The organism is Marinomonas foliarum (genome assembly GCF_016906065.1).
Classification (GTDB): domain Bacteria; phylum Pseudomonadota; class Gammaproteobacteria; order Pseudomonadales; family Marinomonadaceae; genus Marinomonas; species Marinomonas foliarum.
The window spans coordinates 1,281,618-1,298,976 of sequence record NZ_CP070273.1; the positions used below are offsets into that span (position 1 = coordinate 1,281,618).

Here is a 17,359-nt window from a genome sequence, read left to right on the forward strand (position 1 = left end):
GTCCTGAAGCTTCCAAACTGTCCTTATTTCATGGCGTATCCATCAAACCACGTTTATTCCCTTGAACAATCCATTGCTCTTGAACATCCGAATTCAATCCTCAACACCATCAATGGCACTCCATGTGCTTTTCATCCATGAATTCAGTCTGGATAAGATTCAATTTACCAGTTTTTAAAAGTTAATCAAATTCTATAAATACGACTGAAATTTTGTTTTTCTCTTTTATATCAACTAGATAAAAAATAACTACAGCGAAACATTAACTTTAGCCACACGACAAACGGGGAACACTTACAGACATGTAGGAAAAGGACTACAACCCCTCCCCCCTAGCTTTCGCACTGAATAGCACAGCATCAGATGGCAACAAGAAACTCATCAGCCCACTTGACCGCATCGAAGTACGTGGATTTTAGATCCTCAAAGTCTTGAGCATCTTTAACTGTATGCCCATTACTGTAGCTTTCTACCAAGTCCAGCGCATTCCCGACTCTTCCAGAGCGATGAACGATGGCATTAATAAACTCATTTGGCAAAGGCAGTTCACCAAGCACTTCATCCAGTTTCATACCGGTGCACACATCAATCATCGACAACATCCCAGCTAGAAAATACTTATCTTGATTATTATAGCCTCGGCTATGGGCGAATAATTCTGCATGTTTCGCTCGAATCAGTATCTGCTCTAAAAGCACATGACGTTCACCAACCATTTCTGACATTAATAAAAGGTTTGTCAGTGATTTCAGTTTTTCGGCGCCAATCAACATAATTGCCAATCGTACAGAATCAACAGAAGCGACCAGACCTGTGGAAGGGGAATTTAAGTATCGCAATAACTTATGAACTAACCCAGCATCTTGACTGACAATTCTGTCTAGGTCATCAATGCTGAGCGTTGACGTATTCAACAGCGAAGACATTAACTGAAGTAGCGTCATACTGTTTACTTTTGATGCTTTGCTGGATATCAACTCAGGCTTTTCAAAGAAATAGCCTTGGAAATATTCCACACCCAGTAAACGACAAAACTGATAGTCTTCCCACGTTTCGACTTTTTCGGCAATAATGTGAGCATTAAACCCTTTCAACAACTCAACCTGCTGATGAAAGCCATCATGTCCCAGCGTCAAAATATCTAGTTTGATGTAATCAGCTAGTTCGACAAAAGGTGTTAATTTGCTATCAAAAACAAAATCATCCAGCGCAATTGTACAACCAGAGTTCGCCCAGCGTCGTAAAGAAGCTAGCAAGATGGCATCAAAGCCCGAGTCTTCTAATACTTCAATAACAATATTTTCTTTATCTATTGGCATTCCGCTAGGGCTTAACAAATATGCTCTTGGGAAATTAATAAAGGCCTTACTTGAGCCAACGAGATTTTCCATACCAAACTCGAATAAGCCCGCAGAAATAACCTGTGCAGTCGCCCCGACCTCATCCATGATATCTGCTTGTACCGCCATCATATTCTTGCGGTAAAAAAGCTCGTAACCCATTACAGCAAGACGGCTATCCACAATTGGCTGTCTTGCCAATGCAATATTTGAATGAGCTGACAGTGAATTTTCAACCATATTGTTTCCATTTCAATAAAAGTATCGGGGGTGATTCATACAGTGTCTCAATATTGCCTAAAAATTGCCATTGGGCATAGGCAATAATCTTGGTAACATGGACGCATTAAATGTAGACAACTATATAAAATAAAATAAAGCAAAAAATCTGTGGGGAAAACAATGCCAGTATATCGCTCCAAAACAACTACATCGGGCCGTAACATGGCCGGAGCTCGTGCGCTGTGGCGTGCAACCGGAATGACAGACGATGATTTTCAAAAGCCAATCATTGCGGTGGTCAACTCTTTCACTCAATTTGTACCGGGTCATGTACACCTTAAAGACATGGGTCAACTGGTTGCTCGTGAAATTGAAGCCGCTGGCGGTGTAGCGAAGGAGTTTAATACTATCGCTGTCGATGACGGCATCGCCATGGGCCATGACGGCATGCTTTACAGCCTTCCATCTCGTGATCTGATTGCAGATTCTGTTGAATACATGGTTAATGCCCATTGTGCCGATGCTATGGTCTGTATTTCAAACTGTGACAAAATCACACCTGGAATGCTAATGGCCGCTATGCGTATTAACATTCCTGTGATTTTTGTGTCTGGCGGCCCAATGGAAGCAGGCAAAACCAAACTGTCTGAGAACAAACTTGATCTAGTCGATGCTATGGTTATCGCAGCTGACCCAACAGCAACAGATGAAAAAGTCGCTGAATACGAGCGCTCTGCATGCCCTACATGTGGTTCTTGTTCTGGTATGTTTACAGCCAACTCCATGAACTGCCTAACTGAAGCACTTGGTCTAAGTTTACCGGGCAATGGCACGACACTAGCAACTCACTCAGATCGTCGCCGTTTGTTTCTAGATGCGGGCCGTCGCATCGTAGACATCACTAAACGTTTCTACGAAAACGATGAAGCAAACTGGGCACCACGCTCAATTGCAAGCTTCGAAGCCTTTGAAAATGCCATGACGTTAGACATCGCTATGGGCGGATCAACCAACACAATCTTGCATTTACTAGCGATTGCCCGTGAAGCCGGTGTTGAGTTCACTATGGAAGACATCGACCGCTTGTCTCGTAAAGTGCCTCAGCTTTGTAAAGTAGCGCCGAACTCACCGAAGTACCACGTTGAAGATGTACACCGTGCAGGTGGTATCTTTGCTTTGCTAGGTGAGCTTGATCGCGCAGGCATTTTACACAACCAATGTCACACAGTGCACTCGAAAACCATGCTCGAAGCATTAGAGACATGGGATATTATGCGCTCACCGACTCCTGAGATTGTCGAGTTTTACAAAGCAGGACCTGCTGGCATCCCAACGCAAACCGCCTTCAGCCAATCTACTCGCTGGCCTTCTCTAGATGGTGATCGTGCAGAAGGTTGCATTCGTTCTATCGAAAATGCTTTTTCCCTCGAAGGCGGCTTAGCCGTACTTTATGGCAACATCGCTGCGGATGGCTGTGTTGTAAAAAGTGCCGGTGTAGACGAATCGATTCTTGTGTTTGAAGGCCGTGCTCACGTAACGGAATCTCAAGACGAAGCGGTTAAGAACATTCTTGATGATAAAGTAGAAGCCGGTGACATTGTCATCGTTCGCTACGAAGGCCCTAAAGGCGGCCCTGGGATGCAAGAAATGCTTTACCCAACGTCTTACATCAAATCAAAAGGCCTAGGTAAAGACTGTGCTCTATTAACAGATGGTCGTTTCTCTGGTGGTACATCAGGCCTATCTATCGGCCACGTTTCACCTGAAGCGGCTGCCGGCGGCGCCATCGGTCTAGTTGAAAATGGTGACCGTATTTTGATCGACATTCCAAACCGTTCGATCAACGTATTGCTATCTGACGAAGAGTTGGCCCACCGTCGTGCCGCCATGGAAGCAAAAGGCGCAAACGCTTGGAAACCTGTTGAAGAGCGTCCTCGTAAAGTATCTCCAGCACTCAAAGTGTATGCACACTTTGCAACCAGTGCAGACAAAGGAGCGGTACGCGATATTAGTCAAATCGACTAATATCTAAAAAGTAATAAGCAAAAGGCCGCTTTGCCAAATATAGGCGTTGCGGCCTTTTTCATTCACAACCCAATAACTTACCACAGGAAAGACCATGCTCAGCTATCGCCATATTTATCATGCAGGCAACCACGCTGATATTTTAAAACATTTGACGGTCAGCCAAATATGTCGCCATTTCATAAAAAAAGACGCGCCCTTTTTCTATTTGGATACACACGCGGGCATTGGTCAATATTCCCTAAACTCTGAACAAGCGCAAAAGAACAAAGAATTTCATTCAGGTATTGCACGACTGCTCACCGAAGATAACCTTCCAGAACCATTGGAAGATTTATTAGACATTGTCCGTGATATGAATCCAACAGATAAGTTGGAGTACTACCCTGGCAGCCCGAAAATTGTCGATTACTACGTTCGCCAAAAAGACAAACTACACTTATGTGAGCTACACCCAAATGATTACCCTCTTTTAGCGGCGCTTTTTCCAAATAAGCGTAAAGCCAATGTGGTTAAAGACAATGGCTTCGCTGCAGTTAAAGCCATGTTACCACCACCGCAAAAGCGTGGATTCGTTCTAATGGATCCACCTTATGAGGTAAAGAAAGACTACCAATACGTGGTTCAAGCATTGGAAGACGGTTACAAACGCTTTCCTCAAGGTACTTATGCAATCTGGTATCCTGTACTAAACCGCCAACAGGCAAACGAGCTAATAAAATCAGTCAAAGCCACTAATATTCGAAATGTGCTGTTACTTGAACTTTGTATTCGTAATACAGAGCAAGAGCGTGGTATGGCCGGCAGCGGCATGATCATAGTGAATCCACCTTGGACATTAGAAAAAGAAGCTAAGGAATTTTTACCGGTTTTGAGTGAATTGCTCGCCGAAGATAATGAGGCTGACTTCCAAGTCACTTGGATCACCCCAGAATAACCAAGCTTTATAGGAGCGCGTCATGAACACCCCTTTCGAACTCGCGTTTAAATATATGCCAACGCCTGCTTTTATAATAGAAAGTAGTTCCGGCAAACTATTATCGAGCAATCGCAACTTTGAAATTTTATTTGAAAACTTCAATACAACACCATCCGACACATGGGAATCCCTTTGTGAAGATGCTGTCTGTGCAGAAGATTGGCAAACACTCCAAAATAAAATTAAAACAGGCAATATTGAACGTTGCGAGAGCGTTATTCGTGTTGGTGACAAGCTCGTCAATATGCAACTTGAAATGCGCCACCTTGGAGAAACAGTGCTTGCTTGTGTTTACAACACCGACCACATGGATCTTTCTGCGGCCGAAAACACACTGCTAAAATTCGCCTTAACCGAATCCTCTGCTGGGTTGTGGATCTGGGAAACAGGGTCAGATTTGGTCTCTTGTTCAAAATCCATTGCTACCTTATTGGGCTATCCTCTGGATCAAACACCACGTTCTACAACTGAATGGCACGCCCTTGTTCACCCAGATGATGTGAAACGATTAGCGACCGTCGTCAATGAGCATGTGGCTCTAAACCAAGATTATTACGAGGTAGAATATCGTATTCTGACTAGTGATCAACGTTACCTATGGGTAAAAGAACGTGGTAGAAGCTACACCAAAGGTCCAGATGGCAGCATCAAGAAAATCATTGGATTCATGGTCGATATCAGCCCCCAGAAAGCATTAGAAGAACATCTGCGCAACCAAGCAACCTTCGATGAACTAACAGGCTTATTAACCCGCGGCGCAGCACTGACACACTTCAAAAAACAATTGGGGCTGGCAAAGCGTCAATATACGCCGTTAACCATGGCGAAAATCAACCTTGATGCTAATGAACGCCTAAGCAAGCTCCCAATGGAAGCACGTAATATAGCCATTCAAACTTCCGCTCGCTATATCTATAAAAAGATACGCGAGGCCGATGTATTGGCACGGGTAGAGCCTGATAAACTGCTATTGTTGCTACCTAACACCAGTGTAAAAGATGCCAAGACGCTATTAAAACATATCATCACCCCAACAGAAGATGAGCTGTCTGTATTATTGGGAGGCAACTCAGATCCACTGGACTTCTGCGTTGGTATAGCCGCCTTTCCAGAAGATGGTGAAACGATAGAAGAGTTAGCTCTCAGCGCAAATCAAGCGGTTGAAAATGGACAAGCCTCTTGTAAACAAATTGTCGTTAACTAGATAGAGCTATCTAAAATAAAAGCGCCGCATTTTTCAATGCGGCGTTTTTATTTTCTCCAAATATGATTACGTCGTATTATTCACCTTGTAGCGTTAATACAATCCGCCTCGCACCGCCATGATCTCGATGCTCACCTAAATAAATGCCTTGCCAAATCCCTAAGCATAACTGCCTATCCCGAATCGGAATCGTCAAAGACGACCCCAACATGCTGGCTTTAATATGCGCAGGCATGTCATCGCTGCCTTCATAAATATGCTCATAATAGGGCTGATCTTCTGGCACCATATGAGAAAAATGTTTTTCCATATCTCGGCGAACCGAAGGATCAGCATTTTCGTTAATCGTCAAAGACGCCGAGGTGTGAAGCAATTGAACATGCAACAACCCTATCGAGACCGGCGACATTTTTGACAACGCGGCTTCCACCTGACCGGTGATCAAATGAAAGCCTCGGTGCATCGCAGGCAATTGAACTTCAACTTGCTGCCACATAACGAATTACTCTGCGCTGGTTCTTTGGTAAACAGAAAAGCGGTAGTCGTATGGATTCGGTCCTTCAGCAGCAAACGCTTCTTCACCTATCAGAGTAAACGATGGCCAATCTACTTCAGGGAAAAAGGCATCGCCTTTTACTTCTGCATCAACGTGAGTAACGTACAAACGATCTGCGCGCTCAAGCGCAAGTTGATAAATTTGCGCACCACCTATTACCATGACTTCTTCTTGACCATTGACCAAGCAAATATCTTCGCCAAGGGAAATGGCGTCTTCCAATGTCGTCACCACGTCGATTCCTTCTGCTTGATAAGCCGGATCACGACTAATGACAATATTGCGACGACCTGGCAATGGCTTGCCAATCGATTCAAAAGTTTTACGCCCCATGACAATGGGCTTTCCCATGGTCGCTTGTTTGAAATATTTAAGATCATTCGGCAAATGCCAAGGCAAAGAGTTATTAATACCGATGGTTCGGTTCGTAGACATAGCAACAATAAGTGACAACATAAAACAACCTGCGTAAAAATCTTGGCTCTTCTTTGCTCTGACAATCCAAGAGCAAAGGCTTCTGATATAATCAATGGCATTTATTATACCCATGACGAACCAGATTGCATTTCTTAACCTGAACTAGCAAACGTCATCAGGAAAAACAGACAAGGCATTTTTTATGAAACAGTATTTGGATCTTTGCAACCGCATTGTCAACGAAGGTGAATGGGTCAAGAACGAGCGAACAGGCAAACGTTGTCTAACCGTTATAAATGCCGACCTAACATATGATGTCAGCAAAGGCGAATTCCCTCTGGTTACCACACGCAAAAGTTACTGGAAGTCTGCTATTGCCGAAATCATCGGTTATTTAAGAGGCTACGACAACGCAGCGGACTTTCGGGCGCTGGGCACCAAAACATGGGATGCCAATGCCAACGAAAACGACGTTTGGCTAAATAACCCTTACCGCAAAGGCGAAGATGACATGGGGCTTTGCTACGGCGCCATTGGTCGTAACTTCCCAAAACCAGACGGTGGTCATATCGACCTATTAAAGCAAATTGTTGATGATCTAAGCCGTGGCGTGGATAACCGTGGGGAAATCCTCACATTTTATCACCCAGGCGCGTTTCACATGGCGTGCCTTCGCCCTTGCATGTACAGCCATCACTTTTCATTGCTTGGTGATACACTTTATCTGAACAGCACTCAGCGTAGCTGTGATGTGCCGCTTGGCTTAAACTTCAACATGGTTCAAGTATATGTATTACTTGCCATCGTTGCGCAAATCACTGGCAAAAAACCAGGTAAAGCTTTTCATAAGATAGTGAACGCTCACATCTATGAAGATCAGCTAGAATTAATGCGTGACGTACAACTGAAACGTGAGCCTTACCCTCTGCCAACTCTAAAAATTAACCCAGAAATCAAATCTTTAAAAGACATAGAAACTTGGGTCACTATGGAGGACTTCGAAATCGAAGGCTACCAATTCCACGAACCTATCGCTTACCCTTTCTCTGTTTAAGCAGCAAACAAAAAAACCAGCCCTATGGCTGGTTTTAATCTAACACTAAGTCTTTTAGCTATTTTGAAACATTCGTTTTTGGAAATGTATTTAGCTTGAAGCCAGCAATGATTAGGCCCGCACCAATGATAACCATTGGCAAAGAAAGGAGCTGTCCTTGCGTCACCCAGCCAAAAGCAAGGTAGCCAATTTGGATGTCTGGCTCACGGACAAATTCGACTAAAATTCGGAAAATGCCGTAGAAGAGTAGGAACATACCAGAGACACAGTAACGCGGCTTGGTTCTTTGCGAGAAAAACCAGAGAATAGTAAAGAGCGCGACACCTTCCAGTGCAAATTGATACAACTGCGAGGGATGTCGAGCAAGTTGCAACGGATCATTAGGGAAAATCATTGCCCAAGAGACATCTGTTGGCTTACCCCATAGTTCACCGCCAATAAAGTTACCTAATCGTCCAGCACCTAAACCGATAGGAACGAACGGTGCTAGAAAATCGGTTACATCAACAAGGTGTTTGTTGTAGCGGCGCGCAAAGAAGTACATAGCAGCAATAACCCCTAATAATCCACCATGGAAGGACATACCTCCTTCCCAAATGCGCACCAGAATAACTGGATTATCAACAAAAGCAGGAAACTGATAAAACAAAATATAACCAATCCGCCCTCCTAAAATAACGCCAAGTGCACCATAAAATATTGCGTCACTAACCATTTCAGACGTCCAAAGACCGTTAGAACGTTTTGCACGATACATGCCGAAAAAATAGGCTCCGGCAAAGCCAACTAGATACATAATGCCGTACCAATGTACGGAAATTGGCCCTATGGATACAGCAACAGGGTCAATATCTGGGTATGAAATCATAATAGTGAAGCGAACCTCTGGTAGGAGTTAATCTACATTGTTGGTTTTGGAAGGTCGAATCAAACGCTCAATATTGGCTTCGCGCATGAGTCGAGTCATGGTTTGTGTGACTGCTTCGGCATGAGATAGTTTCATCACCTCTTCAAGCATTGCCTTGGCCTGCCCCATAGAAATATTACGGATCACTGCTTTCACTTTAGGAAGGCTAGTTGAACTCATAGATAATACATCGTATCCCATGGCCATTAACAAAATAGCCCCCATAGGATCACCTGCCATTTCACCACACACACTTAAACCTACGCCTTCGTCTCTCACTTGATCAACAATGCTATACAAAGCACGTAACACAGATGGATGAAATGAATTATATAGATCGGCCACACGAGGGTTATTTCGGTCTACAGCCAGTAAGTACTGGGTTAAATCATTGCTTCCCACCGACAAAAAATCAACCAATTCAGCTAATTCATTAACCTGATAAACGGCGGCAGGAATTTCTATCATCACGCCAACCTGAGGCATTTTAACGTCGTATCCTTCTTCTTTTACCTCAGCATACGCACGACGGATAAGAGCAAGTGCCTCTTCAACCTCTGCCACATTTGAGATCATTGGCAGCATGATTTTTAGATTATGTAGACCTGCACTGGCTTTAATCATGGCACGAATTTGCGCCATGAATATTTCCAGGTGATCCAAGGTTACCCGAATACCACGCCAACCCAAGAAAGGGTTGGCTTCATTAATTGGAAAATAAGGTAGTGCTTTATCGCCACCAATATCTAAAGTACGAACCGTAACCGGAGCAGGCGCAAATCCTTCTAATTGCTGACGATAAATAACTACCTGTTCAGCCTCAGTCGGAAAACGATCTCGCACCATGAAAGGCACTTCAGTACGGTAAAGGCCGATCCCTTCCGCCCCTCGGTCTAGAGAACGGGCAATATCAGCAGACAAACCAGTATTCACAAACAAAGATAAACGTCGGCCATCTAGGGTTTCACAAGGTAAGTCTTTTAGGGTTTCATATTCTTCTTCGAGCTGACGCTCTTCATCAACAATTTGCTGGTAATTATCAATCAGAGCTTCGGATGGGTAGGTATAAACTTTACCCAAATATCCATCTACGATCAGATCTACTTTATCAAGCTGGGCATAAGGTAAATCCAGCGCCCCCATGACAGTCGGAATACCCATCGCACGAGCCAAAATAGCAACATGCGAGTTACCCGATCCCATCACAGAAACTAAACCTTTAATCTTATCAATGGGGATTTCACCCAACATAGACGCTGTGAGTTCTTCACCAATAATGATAGATGGTTCGTTGAAGCGCTCTGCTAAATTCGGCGCTTTCTCTTGAAGATGCGATAATATCCGACGCCCAAGGTCACGAAGATCCGAAGCTCGCTCTCGTAAATATGGATCATCCATGCGATTAAACTGGTTAATGTGCGCTTGGATAACATGTCGTAGGGCACCTTGCGCCCAGTTACCCTCTTGAATTTTTCGAACCACTTCACCAGCGATTGAGTTGTCATCGAGGATCTTTAAATACACATCGAATAGTGCTTTTTCGTCTGCTGAAAGGTGCTGACTAATACGATTGCTGGCACGTCGGATATCTTGTCGAACCGCATCAAGTGCTTGATAGAAGTCTTGAATATCCTCTTCTGGATCAGTGACTATACGATCAGGGATAACATCTAAATCAGCGGGGGGAAATACCACCACACCTCGGCCAATGGCTACACCAGAACTACCAGGGATGCCCTTATAGCGAAAGTCAGATCCGCTCGGAATAGCATTAGGACTAAGATTCGTAATCGCGCCAGTCGCTTCTGCATGAGCGATAACTCCAGCGAGTTGAGCGGATAGCGTAATTAGAAAAGCTTCTTCACCTTCATCAAAACGGCGCTTATCTTCATGCTGAACCACCAGCACGCCTAATACTTGGCGGTGATGTATGATAGGAACCCCTAAAAAAGAACGATAACGCTCTTCTCCAGTGCCTTTTAAATAATGGAATGATGGGTGAATATGGGCATCTTCAAGGTTAACAGGCTCTGCTCTTCGACCCACTAGACTTACCAAGCCCTCATCCGCTTTCAAGCTAATATTACCAGCCATATCGGCATTCAAACCACGTGTTGCCATTAAGACATATTCTTTGGAGTTTGAGTCGACTAAATAAATCGAACACACTTCAGCACGCATAGCTCTGCGAACACGTCGAACAATAATGTCGAGTGCAGCAGACAAGGACTGTGCGGCAGTCACCTCTTGGGTAATACGTCTTAATAAACTTAACATAGCTCTCCCATCAATCTATATAACCTCCATCATTAAGACATAGAGTTATTTTTTATCTAAGCTGCGGTGCGCACTTGGAATAAGTTCTTTCAGCGCCCGGCGATATACATCTTTTTTGAATGCCACCACTTGACCAAGCGGGTACCAATAACTCACCCAGCGCCAGCCATCAAATTCTGGTGTTTCTGTTCCGTCCACGCACACTGATGAATCGGTGCAACGAATAGAAAGTAAAAACCATTTCTGTTTTTGCCCGATGCATAAAGGTTTACTATTGTGTCTTAGCATGCGCTTAGGAAGACGATAACGTAACCATCCACGAGTCTTTCCTATTATTTCTACCTGATGGGGATCTAAGCCTACTTCTTCTTTGAGCTCTCGAAATAATGCGTCTTCAGGTGTCTCGTCGGATTTGATGCCTCCTTGAGGAAATTGCCAAGCATTTTGCCCAACACGTCTCGCCCAAAGAAGCTGGCCACGCTCGTTCATCAATATGATGCCCACATTCGGTCTGTATCCGTCTGCATCAATCACGAGCCATCACCTTCTAATATAAGAATAAATTAGATTCATTGTTCCATAATTCCCCCATCTGCACAATTAAGACTACTGTTATTTATTGTCTTGGAGGCTATAATTCACGCACTTTTGAAGAATTGAGGGCAGCTTGTGACACTCGCAATATTTGACTTAGATGGCACATTACTAAATGGTGACAGTGATTATACATGGGGGCAATTTCTCGTTGAAAAAGGCTTGGTCGATACTCAGGCCTACAAAGAGGCTAATGATAAGTTCTTTGTTCAGTATCAATCTGGCACTCTAGATATTCATGAATACCTTGCGTTTAGCCTAGCCCCCCTAACAAAGTTTTCTAAAGAAGAGCTAACTAAATTACACAACACCTTCATGCAGGAAAAAGTTCAGCCGATGATGCAAGAAAAAGCCAACGCTTTGCTAAAACATCACAAAGAGCAAGGCCATTTCTTACTGATGATTACTGCGACCAATCAGTTTGTTACTGGGCCAATTGGCGATGCCTTAGGCATGGATCATATCATTGCGCCAGTGCCAGAGATTATTGATGATCACTACACAGGAAAAATTGTTGGCGTGCCAAGCTTTCAAGCTGGCAAAGTCACTCGCCTAAACGATTGGCTGGCTGAGACAGGCTATTCAATGGAAGGCAGCTATTTCTACAGCGACTCTCGTAATGATTTGCCACTACTAGAACTAGTCACCCACCCAATTGCTGTTGACGCCGATGAGACATTAACAAAAATTGCCCTAGATCGTGGTTGGCAGCATATTTCATTAAGAGATTAATTAACAAAATAATAAGAATGCCAAACGAAAAAGCGCTGCCAGATCCAATCCGACAGCGCTTTTTTGCTATTACAGTCTAATAAGCAAACGGAGCTTATAAGCCCATATTGTTATGAATACGATAAAACATTGCTTTAAGGTATTCTGTTTCTTCAATCGCAGGATGCACAGGATGGTCAGGCGCTTGAGTACCACGATAAATCAATTGTGAGAAACGCTCTAATTGACGGCTGTTACTACGGATAATATCGTGTAATCGAGCTGTCTCTAAATGCATTGAACAAGAACCAGAAACTAAGATACCGCCCTTTGCAACCAAACGCATCGCTAGCTGGTTAGCGCGATGATAAGCCCCCTCGCCTGCTTTAATGTCTTTACGACGAGCAATAAAAGCCGGTGGATCCATAACCACGACATCGAAACGCTCTTTATCTTCAATCAATGACTGCATCGCTTCAAATGCATCGCCATGCATCAAGGTTGAGCCGCCTTCATATTGATTCAATCTAAGGTTTTCATCCACATGGCTTAAAGCACTTTCAGAGGCGTCGATAAAAGTCACGTCCGTCGCACCTGCAGAAGCGGCTTGAACTCCCCAACCACCAATGTAAGAGAAAACGTCTAGTACACGTTTGCCATCGCAAAAACCTTGCATAGTTTTGCGGTTTTCACGATGGTCATAAAACCAACCTGTTTTTTGTCCGTCCCACACAGGGGCTTGGAACAACACATCATTTTCTTGTAGGAAAACCAATTCTGGCACTGAGCCGAAAGCTTCTTCCACATAAGTTTCCAAGCCTTCTATTTGACGCATCTTGCCATCATTCTTCATCAAAATAGCCGATGGTTTTACCACATCTTGTAAGGCTTCAACGACTTCACCTTTTACTCGTTCCATTCCCGCTGTGGAAATTTGTACAACTAAAATATCGCCAAAGCGGTCAACCACTAGGCCAGATAAACCATCAGAATCGCCGAACACTAGACGGTAATACGGCGCAGCATAGGTCATTTCTCGCAGAGATAGCGCAATTTTAAGGCGGTGAACTAATGTCGACTTATTCAGAAAAGTGTCCGTACTACGACTAATTAAGCGACCACAAATTAATGTATTTGGGTTAATCGTTGCAATACCAAGAGGTTTACCTTGTGCGGTTTCGACAACGACTTGATCACCAGGAGTAAATTGCTTTAATGGCGTATCTGAAGTATTTACTTCATTGCTGTAAATCCATTGATGCCCAGCTCGTAAACGGCGATCAGCTTGACCCTTTAGTCGAATAACACTCAAAATTTTCACCCAGTATAATTAAAAAAACGTTATTATAGTTACTCTAGTTTCAATTGCCACGAATTACGTAATTGTCCCCATACTTGCTACAAAAAAGTGCACCTAAGTCATGTCACAAACATTAAATGAAAATCAGCTAAGACGTATATTACAAGGCATTAGTATTCCACCGCAGCCACAAATCATGGTGGACTTACACATGGAACAAGCCATGCCTGATCCAGACATGGCACGCATATCTGACATTATTTCACAAGATGTCAGTCTATCTGCTGCGGTATTAAAACTGGTTAACTCAGCAGCATTTAGCCTACCTAGAAAAATCGCCTCGGTCCAACAAGCCGTCATGCTTCTGGGAACAAACAGCGTAACCAATATCGTCAATGGCTTAGCAGTAAAAAGTGAATTGTCCGATGACACCATACAATCTCTGCACAGCTTTTGGGATACAGCAACAGATGTAGCCGCGATCTGTTCGAGCTTAGCCAGCCAGTTAAACGTCAAATACCAAGATGAATGTTACGCGCTTGGTCTTTTTCACAATGCAGGCATTCCTCTGATGCTAAAGCGTTTTAAAGGCTACAAAGAAATATTGATAAAAGGCTATCAAGACCCAAATTTCCAATTAACGAACTTTGAAAATCTAGCCTTTAAAACCAATCATTCAGTCGTTGGCTATTACCTTGCAAAATCTTGGGGATTACCCAAAAGCTGCTGTGCAGTTATCGCCAAACATCACAGAATTGACTTTTTATTCTCTCATCGAGTTGCTGGCGACTCTATCAATTTAACCTTTGCATCTATTTTGAAAATGGCCGAGCACATTGCCGCTGCCCACAAACACATAGGCAATGTAGATAAGGATTATGAATGGGAAAAAATCGGCCATTACGTACTCGATCATTTAGAGCTGACCGAATACGACTTTGAAGGACTGATCGAAACCTGCCACGAACAAGGACTTGGGTTAAATTAAAGTCCGTTCGCCTAGCGTGAAAACATGACCAAATGATCTAGGTGTACACTCAAGCCTATTTCTTGACCCACCGAGTGATTGTGATGAGAAGAAGCAAAGCAATAAACGACTTTGCCGGAAGATAATTTAACTCGGTATAGAAAGTGCGAGCCACGAAACCACTTACTCACAATCACACCAACAAATTCACTATCATCATCGTGTAAAATATCATCAGGTCGAACTAATAAATCCACCTGCTCATTATCAGCAAAGCCATGATCAAGTTCTCCACGTATATTACCCAAATCGGAATGCAAGCAATTCGAACCACACACAGTCGCCGTTAGAAAATCACCATGGCCTATGAAGCTCGCGACAAAACGTGTTTCAGGGCGATGGTAGATTTGATACGGTGAACCCGTTTGATGCACTTCTCCAGAATCCATAACCGATACTTGATCCGCCATCGCAAATGCTTCCATCTGATCGTGAGTCACCAATAAAGCACTCATTTTTTCATGCTGGAGAATACGGCGAATATCAGGCACCAACTCTTCCCTCAATTTGGCATCTAACCCCGAAAAGGGTTCATCCATAAGTAATAACTTTGGCTTTGGCGCTATTGCCCGAGCCAAAGCAACACGCTGCTGCTGACCACCAGACAAAGAATGTGGATATCGTGATTGAAAACCTGCCAATCCAACTAAATCCAGTAGATAAGCAACCCGCTCTTCTATTAAATTTTTCTGCCAAGCAGACAAACCAAAGGCAATATTTTGAGCAATCGTAAGGTGTGGAAACAAGGCAATATCTTGGAAAACCATACCAATATAGCGATGCTCTGGATTCACACTATGTGATGGATTTGAAATTACCTCACCATCTATTCGTATTTCCCCAGTCATCAAAGATTCAAAACCGGCAATAGCTCGTAATAGTGTCGATTTACCGCAACCACTAGGGCCGAGTAAACAGCCTATTTTCCCCTCCAATAGCTGAAACGATACGCCTTTGACGACAGCCTCTTTGTCATATCCGACAGAAACACCACTGAGTGTTAATTCTTTCAACGATGTATAAAGCGGTGATGATGTCATATGAAACCTTATTTTTAATACCCAGTACGCGATGAAATAGAACGGCTTAATAAAATCACTGGTACCAGCCCCACCAGCACAATCATTAACGAAGCAGGTGCAGCATCAACGAGCCGCTCATCAGAAGCCAGTTCAAATGCTCTTACTGCCAACGTATTAAAATTGAACGGTCGAAGCACTAAGGTAGCCGGTAACTCTTTAAGTACATCGACAAAAACGATCAGCATGGCCGTCAACACAGATCCTTTTAACAAGGGCACATGAACCCGAACTAACACCTTAAAAGGAGACATCCCCAAAGAGCGCCCAGCCATGTCCATACTGGGTTTAATCTTGCCAAGACCATTCTGTACAGCTCCCAAAGAAACCGCCATAAAACGAACAGAATAAGCAAACAACAGAGCTACCAATGTACCTGAAAAAAGCAGCCCCACTCTTTCGCCACTGTAATGCTTTACTAAATCAATAATCCTATGGTCTAGCCACGCCAAAGGCACAATAGTACCAATCGCGATAATCGTTCCAGGCAGAGCATAACCAAGTCCAGCTACGCCCACTGACGCTTTAACCGTCTTACCGTTATTTAAGCGAATGGCATAGCTCAAAACTAGGGCTAAACTCACGACAATAAGAGAAGCAATGGCGGCTAAGTAAAAAGAATTCCATGCTAGCTGGATAAAGTTTGAGCCAGGCATCTCCGCTTTAAACATTGCCCAATATGCCAACACGATGACAGGGATAAAAAAACCAACCAAAATAGGCAATGAGCAAAAGAGAGTAGCAAGCAAGCCACGCCCCCCCTTCAAAACCATACGACGGTTACTGGCCTTTTTTAAGCCCGATGCGTGATAACGTATACGGTGCCTAGAGCGTCGCTCAAGCAAGATCAACACAGCAACAAACAGCAACAAAACGCCTGCTAATTGGGAAGCCGCCGCAATATCACCAAATCCATAAAAGGTACGCAAAATCCCAGTCGTAAAGGTATTTACACTGAAATATTGTACCGTCCCGTAATCCGCCAATGTTTCCATTAGCGCCAAGGTCAGACCCGTGACAATCGCTGGGCGAGCTAAGGGAAGAGCCAATTTAAAGAAGACTGCACGACCAGAATAACCAAGTGTTCGACTGACCTCTAAGGTGTTCTCAGACTGCTCTAAAAAAGCCGCTCGACTCATTAAATAAACATAAGGATAAAGTACCAAGGTCAACATCACCATGGCGCCCCCTAAAGAGCGTATTTCAAAGAACCAATATTCACCATAGCGCCAACCCGTAAACTCACGGATAAGCGTTTGCACAGGCCCAGCAAAATCCAGCACACCCGTGTAGGTATAAGCAATAATGTAAGCAGGCATAGCCATGGGCAACAATAATGCCCAAGAGAAGAAAGTACGACCAGGAAAATTACACATACTCGTGAACCAAGCACAGGGCACACCGATCAACAGCACACCGACCCCGACGCCTAGCATTAACAGTAATGAGTTCGAAATGTATTCAGCTAATACCGTCTGATAAAGATGTTGCCACACTTCACCATCACCGATTAATACATTCACTAAAACGACTAAAATGGGTAACGCCAAAATAGCGGCAATCATCATTGCCACTATTTTCAACCAATTCCATTTAAATTTACTTGCTACACTCAGGGGAGCTAAATCAGCCATTAAATGTCAAAAAACCTTAATAAAACGCTCTTT

The 17,359-nt window shown here is 43.7% G+C and carries 15 protein-coding genes; 6 read left to right on the forward strand and 9 right to left on the reverse strand.

All coding sequences use genetic code 11. The features are described from left to right. Positions 1-359 precede the first annotated feature (359 nt). A complete protein-coding gene (locus JSY38_RS05940; RefSeq protein WP_114413248.1) occupies positions 360-1,580 on the reverse strand; it encodes an EAL and HDOD domain-containing protein in 1,221 nt (406 codons plus the stop codon). 162 nt (positions 1,581-1,742) lie between these two features. On the opposite strand from JSY38_RS05940, the gene ilvD reads away from it, so the two are divergent. From ilvD to JSY38_RS05955, 3 genes are all read left to right on the forward strand, one after another. Then, positions 1,743-3,587 carry a dihydroxy-acid dehydratase gene (ilvD, locus tag JSY38_RS05945; protein ID WP_205115793.1) on the forward strand — a complete coding sequence of 615 codons (1,845 nt, stop codon included), beginning with the start codon at positions 1,743-1,745 and terminating at the stop codon, positions 3,585-3,587. Between the two features lie 94 nt (positions 3,588-3,681). Further along, complete coding sequence (locus JSY38_RS05950; RefSeq protein ID WP_114413246.1) at positions 3,682-4,524, forward strand: 23S rRNA (adenine(2030)-N(6))-methyltransferase RlmJ; 843 nt, start codon at positions 3,682-3,684, stop codon at positions 4,522-4,524. 22 nt (positions 4,525-4,546) lie between these two features. After that, positions 4,547-5,770, forward strand: a complete 1,224-nt coding sequence (locus tag JSY38_RS05955; protein ID WP_205115796.1) for a sensor domain-containing diguanylate cyclase — start codon at positions 4,547-4,549, stop codon at positions 5,768-5,770. Positions 5,771-5,846: 76 nt separating this feature from the next. Here the strand turns inward: JSY38_RS05955 and JSY38_RS05960 are convergent, their stop codons facing one another. Next, positions 5,847-6,266, reverse strand: a complete 420-nt coding sequence (locus JSY38_RS05960) for a secondary thiamine-phosphate synthase enzyme YjbQ (RefSeq protein WP_205115798.1) — start codon at positions 6,264-6,266, stop codon at positions 5,847-5,849. Positions 6,267-6,272: 6 nt separating this feature from the next. Then, positions 6,273-6,782, reverse strand: a complete 510-nt coding sequence (gene folA / locus JSY38_RS05965; RefSeq protein ID WP_114413264.1) for a type 3 dihydrofolate reductase — start codon at positions 6,780-6,782, stop codon at positions 6,273-6,275. 163 nt (positions 6,783-6,945) lie between these two features. Here folA and JSY38_RS05970 point away from each other — a divergent pair, with 163 nt between their 5' ends. Continuing rightward, entirely contained in the window at positions 6,946-7,797 is an 852-nt protein-coding gene (locus JSY38_RS05970) for a thymidylate synthase (protein ID WP_205115800.1), read from the forward strand. A 58-nt stretch (positions 7,798-7,855) separates the two neighbouring features. Here the strand turns inward: JSY38_RS05970 and lgt are convergent, their stop codons facing one another. From lgt to JSY38_RS05985, 3 genes are read right to left on the reverse strand one after another with little or no spacing between them, the layout of a single operon-like run. Next, a complete protein-coding gene (lgt, locus tag JSY38_RS05975) occupies positions 7,856-8,665 on the reverse strand; it encodes a prolipoprotein diacylglyceryl transferase (protein WP_114413243.1) in 810 nt (269 codons plus the stop codon). A 27-nt stretch (positions 8,666-8,692) separates the two neighbouring features. Further along, positions 8,693-10,981 carry a phosphoenolpyruvate--protein phosphotransferase gene (gene ptsP, locus JSY38_RS05980; protein WP_205115802.1) on the reverse strand — a complete coding sequence of 763 codons (2,289 nt, stop codon included), beginning with the start codon at positions 10,979-10,981 and terminating at the stop codon, positions 8,693-8,695. A 45-nt stretch (positions 10,982-11,026) separates the two neighbouring features. Then, entirely contained in the window at positions 11,027-11,515 is a 489-nt protein-coding gene (locus JSY38_RS05985) for an RNA pyrophosphohydrolase (protein WP_114413241.1), read from the reverse strand. A 135-nt stretch (positions 11,516-11,650) separates the two neighbouring features. Here JSY38_RS05985 and JSY38_RS05990 point away from each other — a divergent pair, with 135 nt between their 5' ends. Beyond that, positions 11,651-12,307 (forward strand): histidinol-phosphatase, encoded by a 657-nt coding sequence (locus tag JSY38_RS05990; protein ID WP_205115804.1) that lies wholly within the window; start codon positions 11,651-11,653, stop codon positions 12,305-12,307. A 94-nt stretch (positions 12,308-12,401) separates the two neighbouring features. Here the strand turns inward: JSY38_RS05990 and JSY38_RS05995 are convergent, their stop codons facing one another. Further along, positions 12,402-13,598 carry a class I SAM-dependent rRNA methyltransferase gene (locus JSY38_RS05995; protein ID WP_114413263.1) on the reverse strand — a complete coding sequence of 399 codons (1,197 nt, stop codon included), beginning with the start codon at positions 13,596-13,598 and terminating at the stop codon, positions 12,402-12,404. A gap of 109 nt (positions 13,599-13,707) precedes the next feature. Between JSY38_RS05995 and JSY38_RS06000 the strand changes: the two genes are divergently transcribed. After that, complete coding sequence (locus JSY38_RS06000) at positions 13,708-14,574, forward strand: HDOD domain-containing protein (protein ID WP_114413239.1); 867 nt, start codon at positions 13,708-13,710, stop codon at positions 14,572-14,574. 11 nt (positions 14,575-14,585) lie between these two features. On the opposite strand, the gene JSY38_RS06005 is transcribed toward JSY38_RS06000, so the two are convergent. Both JSY38_RS06005 and JSY38_RS06010 read right to left on the reverse strand, forming a co-directional pair. Next, the gene (locus JSY38_RS06005) at positions 14,586-15,653 is read right to left on the reverse strand and encodes an ABC transporter ATP-binding protein (RefSeq protein WP_205115806.1); all 1,068 of its coding nucleotides are present in this window, start codon (positions 15,651-15,653) and stop codon (positions 14,586-14,588) included. A gap of 14 nt (positions 15,654-15,667) precedes the next feature. After that, positions 15,668-17,326, reverse strand: coding sequence for an ABC transporter permease (locus JSY38_RS06010; RefSeq protein WP_205115808.1), 1,659 nt, complete (start codon positions 17,324-17,326; stop codon positions 15,668-15,670). Between the last annotated feature and the right edge of the window lie 33 nt (positions 17,327-17,359).

Bases quoted from the DNA above. Each gene is read 5' to 3' on its own strand.
- JSY38_RS05940 (WP_114413248.1), bottom strand. From the start codon at position 1,580: ATGGTTGAAAATTCACTGTCAGCTCATTCAAATATTGCATTGGCAAGA.
- ilvD (WP_205115793.1), top strand. From the start codon at position 1,743: ATGCCAGTATATCGCTCCAAAACAACTACATCGGGCCGTAACATGGCC.
- JSY38_RS05950 (WP_114413246.1), top strand. From the start codon at position 3,682: ATGCTCAGCTATCGCCATATTTATCATGCAGGCAACCACGCTGATATT.
- JSY38_RS05955 (WP_205115796.1), top strand. From the start codon at position 4,547: ATGAACACCCCTTTCGAACTCGCGTTTAAATATATGCCAACGCCTGCT.
- JSY38_RS05960 (WP_205115798.1), bottom strand. From the start codon at position 6,266: ATGTGGCAGCAAGTTGAAGTTCAATTGCCTGCGATGCACCGAGGCTTT.
- folA (WP_114413264.1), bottom strand. From the start codon at position 6,782: ATGTTGTCACTTATTGTTGCTATGTCTACGAACCGAACCATCGGTATT.
- JSY38_RS05970 (WP_205115800.1), top strand. From the start codon at position 6,946: ATGAAACAGTATTTGGATCTTTGCAACCGCATTGTCAACGAAGGTGAA.
- lgt (WP_114413243.1), bottom strand. From the start codon at position 8,665: ATGATTTCATACCCAGATATTGACCCTGTTGCTGTATCCATAGGGCCA.
- ptsP (WP_205115802.1), bottom strand. From the start codon at position 10,981: ATGTTAAGTTTATTAAGACGTATTACCCAAGAGGTGACTGCCGCACAG.
- JSY38_RS06000 (WP_114413239.1), top strand. From the start codon at position 13,708: ATGTCACAAACATTAAATGAAAATCAGCTAAGACGTATATTACAAGGC.
- JSY38_RS06005 (WP_205115806.1), bottom strand. From the start codon at position 15,653: ATGACATCATCACCGCTTTATACATCGTTGAAAGAATTAACACTCAGT.
- JSY38_RS06010 (WP_205115808.1), bottom strand. From the start codon at position 17,326: ATGGCTGATTTAGCTCCCCTGAGTGTAGCAAGTAAATTTAAATGGAAT.